Here is a 6,357-nt window from a genome sequence, read left to right as displayed (position 1 = left end):
CGCGCCGATGATGACCGCCCGCGCGGGACCGCGTTTTCCTGCTGCCGTTGCCGCGCTTTGTGCCGCATTGGGTTTGCTGATTATCGCGTTCTCCTTATCACCGTTGATGCTAGCCGTGGGATTGTTTATCGCCGGCATGAGCGCCGGTCTCGCCTCGCCTGCGTTAGCGAGCGCCGTCAGCCAGCGCATTGAGGCTGAACAGCAGCCGCAGATGAATACCGTGATCAATGCCGGAACCAGCATGGGAATTATGCTGTCTGTACCAATTTTGTACTGGCTACCCGGCGGCTGGCGCGTCGCCTGTGGCGTTTTCGCCATGCTGGCGTTGATCTGTCTGATGCCGATTTGGCGCCAGCTACCCCATCAAAGTGAAAACAGCGAGCATGAATCCTGGTTAAGCCACCTTCGCCGGCGTTCTCTGCAAAAACTCATCGTCATTGCGTTTATCAGCGGCATCGCCAGTGCAGCCTGGTGGAGCTTCGGTCCGGATTTGCTGCATCACATTGACGTCAGCGATCGCATAGTGAGCCTGCTGTGGCTCATTGGTGGCGCAGCAGGCATTATCGGTGCCTTCACTGGCCCGATGGCGAAATGGATAGGGATGAAGTGGGTTTATTGGCTGTCGCAGTGCTGCCTCGCCGTTCCCTTACTGCTTCTGGCAATCAGCCATCACTATTCAATCTGGCTATTTCCCGCCGTGGCACTGGGTGGCGCTGCATACGTTACGCTCTCGGGCGTGTTGCTGGTGTGGGGAGCAGCAGCAACGAAAAATGCCCCCGCCATCGGCGTAGGCATTCTGTTTTTCATGTTGGCTTCGGGCCAGGTCATCGGATCGCTGCTGTTCGGACAACTTTATGCGCAGGCTAGCGCGTCGACCGCATTAATGCTGTTTGCCGCGCTACCCTTGCTGATGATGTTAGTTATTCGTCGTTAAACGGATCTTTTTTATCATCTTCACTGTCATCTCGCGTTCTCGGGATCTCACCGTGTTCACTGGGGTTGTCCTTAGCGGGATGCTTTTCGTCATTCACGTCACGTTTATCTTTCGGGTGATGGCTCATCTGCAGCTCCTTGGTTAATCACCCATAAAGTGTAGTTGATCTGGATGGGGCGATAAGTTCACCCCACACGCTTACTGCAACGCTTTCAGGATCTGCATCGCCGCTTTAACCCGCTCGGTATTGGGATAATTTTTGTTTGCCAGGATCACAATGCCGACCTGCTTCTCTGGGATGAAGGCGACATAGGCACCGAATCCGCCGGTTGCGCCGGTTTTATGCACCCACGACGCTGTTACACGCGGATGTGCTTTCGCATCCCGTACCGGCTGCGGGCCGAGCGCCACCTTGTTATCCGCGCCCTTCACTGCCATGTCTGCCTGAGCGGGCCAATCGAGCATTTCCCACCCCAACCCCTGATATAACGCATCGGTACGATAGAAACGCGTTTGCGCGAAATTCAGCGCCTGCTGCAGCGTTTGGTCTTTTACCTGCTGCGGATCCATGTTGGCCTGCATCCAGCGCGCCATATCTTTAATTGACGACTTCACGCCATAGGCTTCGGCATCCAACATGCCCGGCGACACGCGCACCGGCTTGCCTTCGCGATAGCCCCAGGCGTATGCGTCTTTTGCAGTATCGGGTACGGTGATAAAGGTGTGCTTAAGTTGCAACGGCGTAAAAACGCGTTGCTGCATCGCCTGCTCAAATGTCAGCCCGCTGGGTTTCGTCGCCAGCCAGCCAAACAAGCCGATGCTGCTGTTCGCATACTGACGCGTGTTGCCCGGCGCCCATTGCGGTTGCCACTGTTGATAGAAGTACGCCAGCGCCTTTTCATCGGTCACCGCATCGGGAACCTGCAGCTGCAGGCCGCCGGCGGTGTAAGTTGCTAATTGCAGCAGCGTGATGTCACGCCACTGCGGCGTATTCAGCGCCGGCCAGTATTTGCTGGCGCGATCGCTCAGTGCGATCTCACCTTTATTCACCGCCACGCCACTCAGCACGCCGGTGAAGGTTTTACTCACCGAACCCAGTTCAAACAGCGTATCTTGCGTGACCGGACGCTGCTGTTTTTCATCCGCCATACCCCAGGTGAAATAGTGCGGCTGGCCTTTAACCACCACCGCCACCGCCATGCCGGGAATGGCTTGCTGCTGCATCAGCGGTTTGATGGCCTGATCAACGATGGCGTCCACATCAGGCGTCGCGGCGAACGTCATCGAGCACACCGATGTCAGTGCTGTTGCTATCAAAGTTTGAGAAATCAATTTCACTGTTATTAACCTTCCGGGTTGTTGTTCCGCGGGCAGTTTGCCCAATTTGACAGGCAGCAACAAACTGTTAATTTTAGCGTCAGACAATAGAAATTCTTACAGGTCACCGCATGACTCGCCATTATATTCCACTTAACGCGCTCAGAGCCTTTGAAGCCGCCGCACGTCATCTAAGTTTTACTAACGCTGCTATTGAGCTGCATGTAACCCATGCAGCCGTCAGCCAGCAGGTGAAATCGCTGGAGCAGCAGCTCGGCTGCCAGCTGTTTGTGCGGGTATCACGCGGATTAATGCTGACCACCGAAGGCGAAAGCCTGTTGCCGGTATTAAACGATTCATTCGATCGTATTGCCGATACGCTGGACCGCTTCTCATCGGGCCAAATGCGCGAGAAATTAAAGGTCGCCGTGGTGGGAAGCTTCGCCACCGGTTTGCTGTTGCCGCGTTTAGAGGATTTTAACCGCCGCTATCCACACATAGAACTGCAGCTCTCCACCCACAATAATCGCGTCGATCCAGCCGCCGAAGGCCACGATTACACCATTCGCTTTGGCAGCGGCGCCTGGCACGGCACCGAGGCGCAGTTTATTTGTTCGGCCCCGCTATCGCCGTTGTGTAATCCCGCCATTGCCCGGCAGTTGCAGCAGCCTGCAGACGTGCACAAATTCACCCTGCTGCGATCGTTTCGCCGTGATGAGTGGAGCCAATGGCTGCACAGCATTAATGAAAATGCGCCATCGCCTGCGCATCCGGTGATGATTTTTGACTCGTCACTAACGATGATCGAAGCGGCATTGTTGGGCGCAGGGATTGCGCTGGCACCGGTGAAAATTTTCAATCACCTGCTGCAAAGCGAGAAGCTGGTGCGCCCTTTCGCCGCAGAGATCGATCTCGGCGGCTACTGGTTAACGCGTTTGCAGTCGCGGCCAGAAAGCGCCGCGATGACGGCTTTTTCAGATTGGGTGATGAGTGCGCATCAGGCGTCGTAGGGTCGCCATTCATGGCGACCGAATCACCTACTGAACATTTATCTGTTTCACTTTCGCCAGCGTGCGCGCAAGAATTGAGGAGTACAACGGTTTGCCGCCGAAGAATTGCGCGGCCAGCGTCGCGCCGAGACAGGTAATGATCATCGGCAAAATCAGCTGATAATTGTTGGTCATCTCCAGCACCAGCACAATGCCGGTCAGCGGCGCACGCACCGAGGCCGCAAACAGCGCGCCCATACCAGCTACTGCAAAGGTTGCTGGCTCCAGATGCAAACCCGGCAACCACTGCATGCAGAGTTGCCCGAAACAAGTACCTAACAGCGTGCCCAACGTCAGCATCGGTGCAAAAATACCGCCCGGCGCGCCGGAGGAAAAACAGCAAATAGTAATCAAGGTGCGCAGCGCGAAAATAGCAAAGAGCGCCAGCGCGCTGTAACCGCCGCTGGAGAAATCGGGAATCAGGGAAATCCCGCCGTTGATCGCTTGTGGCAGCACCAAACCAATCACGCCACACATTCCCGCCAGCAAACTTCCCCACATCACCCAAGGTGCCACGCGGCCTTTATGTAAGCGTTGAAACTGATCCTGCGCGAGGAAAATGAAGCGGTTAAACGCCACGCCGCAGCCACCAAATAACACACCTAACAGCAGATAAAGCCACAGCGTATTGGTGGGCGCATCCTGCAGTTGACCAATATTGATGATCGCCTCATTACCATTACACACGCGGAAAACAATGCTGGAAACGATAACGCCAACAAACACCGCTTTGATGGAAATCAGGCTGTAGCGAAACTGCGGACGCATCTCTTCGATAATAAACAGGATGCCGGCCAGCGGCGCGTTGAAAGCGGCCGACAAACCCGCGGCAGCGCCGGTTGCCAGCAACGTGTGGCGAGACTCAGAGGATTTTACGCGGAACAGATCAACACACATGCCGCCGATATTGCCGCCCAACTGCACGGTTGGTCCTTCGCGACCCAGCACCATGCCCGATCCTAACGCACCCATGCCGCCGATAAATTTCACCGGCAGCACGCGCCACCAGCGCACCGGACGGAGTTCCTCCAGCGCGCCTTCAATTTCGGGAATGCCCGATCCGCCCGCTTCCGGCGCGAAGCATCGCACCAGAAAGTAGCCGATAGCACCTAATAGCGCCGAGAGCAGAAACGCGCCGGCGATTTTCACTAGCAGATTGTCATCCGCATTATCAAGCCAGCTCAATCGCGTCTGAACTACGAAGTTGACCGCTTTATCAAAGGCCACGCCAACCAGGCCGGTTAACACACCGACCAGCGCGGCCAGCAGCAACAGCGCGACCGGCGTTTTGTCGCGGCGTAATAGTTTCTGCATCAATAAGAAGCGCCCAGCACGTAATACCGTGTTGGGCTCTGCGGAATGACCATTGGCAGGCATGCAAATCCTCTGTTTTCATAACAGTGTTCAAACGTGAGTTTGAGAAAAGAGGGATTAGCATACTGAAAGTGAAGTGATTTTTAACCCAGGAATTCGCAAGCGGATCTTTCAGGTTGGAAGAGGCTGGCTGCATTAGCCTCCTCCACAGGGAATTAATCCTGCTCTTCAGCAATCAGCGTCAGTTTTTCGTCGGTGGCTTTTTCTTCTTCCAGCGTTTCACCCAATAACTTCGCGGCGTCCTGATAATCCAGTTTCAGGGCTAACGCGCGCAAAGTACCGTAAGTGGCGATCTCATAGTGTTCTACCTTCTGCGCAGCTCCGATCAATCCGGCATCGCAAACCGGTCCTTTCTCCACTTCATCGATGATCTCCTGCGCTTCTTCAGCCAAACCTTCCAGCGCATGACATTTCATCCGTTTTATCTGCACACCTTCAGTGAGCTCAACCAGTTGATCGATACGTTCAATTTGTCCGCGCGTCTCTTCCAGATGCTGTTTAAAGGCCGCGACCAGATTAGGATCGGTGGCCGCACGAATCATTTTTGGTAACGCTTTGGTAATCTGTTTTTCTGCGCTGTAAATATCAGAGAGATCATGCACAAACAGATCGTGCAGTGTTTTAATCGTCATAATATTGCCTTTTGATAAAATAGGATGTCAGGTAGGTAAAACGCGGGCGAGAAGGAATAAAAAATTGCGCCGACACATAAGACTGACTTAATCCTGGCGGACATTGCGCAATTCACAAGCGAAGCCTTAAAAATAAACATTACGCATTATTTAAATCATTGCCAGAATTAAAGGAGGTCAAGCGGAGACATAATCATGAAAAAGCCAAGCCAACCTGAACTCAGCGGTGAAATCATTCACGAACGCAAATTACTGCCGCTCGGATTAATTTCCCTGTATGAAGTTACCTTTAATAATGGTAAATATGCCGTTATGCGCCTGGATAAAGCTCAACCATTTCATCAGGGTGAGGTTTTTAAACGAATAAATGATCGCTGGTATTGTGATGAAAAATTAATACATCCACTGGGATTTCAGTTTGTCGATCAGGCCGAAGCGCAGCGGTCATTTATCGAATATGAGCGATAATATTATTTCTCTCTTTTCATATTATGGAGTGAAGAGTGGCAAGCTGGTCCGGTTGCGCCGGCGGCAAAGACATCCAAAAATTAACACCCATGCTGGTCTCATATTCAGCGTGTGACTCAAGAAAAATATGTTCACCGTTGCGTGATTGTCCGCCGTAAAGCCAGCCGCCCTGCACTTCACCATTGTCAAATTGCACGATGCACTCTTGCTTGTAGCCCGGTGCCTGTTCATTTAAATTAATCCATTCAAGAATATGGCGCATGAATCTACTCCTCAGCAATAAACAGTGATTTACAGTGCGGGCACAACATGGCCTGTCCGCGCGCTTGTTTTAGGGAAGATTGCGGACAGAATTTTTTACACACTGGGCACTGCGTTTTTACTTCCCGGCGTGATAAATTTTCTAAGAATTGATTTAACCAGCTCATGATTTATTTCCTTTTTCAGTTAACTCATTCTAACACACCTGATTTTTTCCACTGCAACTAACACTTGACAACATTGTTAATGATCTTCAACTCCATCATTATGTTCAGTTAAATGTTTTAAATTTACTTTAATTATATAAAGCCAACCGTTAAAT

Annotated in this window: 9 protein-coding genes; 3 read left to right on the top strand and 6 right to left on the bottom strand. The window is 52.5% G+C overall.

Features of this window, described 5'->3' with window-relative positions:
• On the top strand, positions 1–934 hold a 934-nt coding region (locus RTY00_RS17825), incomplete at its 5' end, for an MFS transporter (protein WP_312665323.1).
• Here RTY00_RS17825 and RTY00_RS17820 read toward each other — a convergent pair.
• On the bottom strand, positions 921–1,061 hold the full coding sequence (locus tag RTY00_RS17820) for a hypothetical protein (RefSeq protein WP_008106109.1): 141 nt from the start codon (positions 1,059–1,061) through the stop codon (positions 921–923). The two genes, RTY00_RS17825 and RTY00_RS17820, sit on opposite strands and share 14 nt — an antisense overlap.
• Positions 1,062–1,132: 71 nt before the next feature.
• Positions 1,133–2,266 carry a PSZ family class C beta-lactamase gene (gene blaPSZ, locus RTY00_RS17815; protein WP_312665324.1) on the bottom strand — a complete coding sequence of 378 codons (1,134 nt, stop codon included), beginning with the start codon at positions 2,264–2,266 and terminating at the stop codon, positions 1,133–1,135.
• Between the two features lie 116 nt (positions 2,267–2,382).
• Between blaPSZ and ampR the strand changes: the two genes are divergently transcribed.
• Entirely contained in the window at positions 2,383–3,261 is an 879-nt protein-coding gene (gene ampR, locus RTY00_RS17810; RefSeq protein WP_312665322.1) for a LysR family transcriptional regulator AmpR, read from the top strand.
• 27 nt (positions 3,262–3,288) lie between these two features.
• On the opposite strand, the gene clcA is transcribed toward ampR, so the two are convergent.
• Both clcA and RTY00_RS17800 read right to left on the bottom strand, forming a co-directional pair.
• Positions 3,289–4,677: a H(+)/Cl(-) exchange transporter ClcA gene (gene clcA, locus RTY00_RS17805; RefSeq protein ID WP_312665321.1), complete on the bottom strand. Its 1,389-nt coding sequence runs from the start codon at positions 4,675–4,677 to the stop codon at positions 3,289–3,291.
• Positions 4,678–4,829: 152 nt separating this feature from the next.
• A complete protein-coding gene (locus tag RTY00_RS17800; protein ID WP_061719259.1) occupies positions 4,830–5,306 on the bottom strand; it encodes a ferritin-like domain-containing protein in 477 nt (158 codons plus the stop codon).
• 195 nt (positions 5,307–5,501) lie between these two features.
• Between RTY00_RS17800 and RTY00_RS17795 the strand changes: the two genes are divergently transcribed.
• A complete protein-coding gene (locus RTY00_RS17795) occupies positions 5,502–5,774 on the top strand; it encodes a hypothetical protein (protein ID WP_312665320.1) in 273 nt (90 codons plus the stop codon).
• Positions 5,775–5,790: 16 nt separating this feature from the next.
• Here RTY00_RS17795 and RTY00_RS17790 read toward each other — a convergent pair whose 3' ends face one another.
• Positions 5,791–6,036, bottom strand: a complete 246-nt coding sequence (locus RTY00_RS17790; RefSeq protein ID WP_312665319.1) for a hypothetical protein — start codon at positions 6,034–6,036, stop codon at positions 5,791–5,793.
• A gap of 4 nt (positions 6,037–6,040) precedes the next feature.
• Positions 6,041–6,202 (bottom strand): YnfU family zinc-binding protein, encoded by a 162-nt coding sequence (locus tag RTY00_RS17785; protein ID WP_231102738.1) that lies wholly within the window; start codon positions 6,200–6,202, stop codon positions 6,041–6,043.
• Positions 6,203–6,357: the final 155 nt, after the last annotated feature.

Source organism: Pantoea sp. CTOTU49201 (genome assembly GCF_032054795.1).
Taxonomy (GTDB): domain Bacteria; phylum Pseudomonadota; class Gammaproteobacteria; order Enterobacterales; family Enterobacteriaceae; genus Pantoea; species Pantoea symbiotica.
Note: the sequence above shows the minus strand (reverse complement) of the source record. Positions and strands in the feature narration are given on the sequence as shown.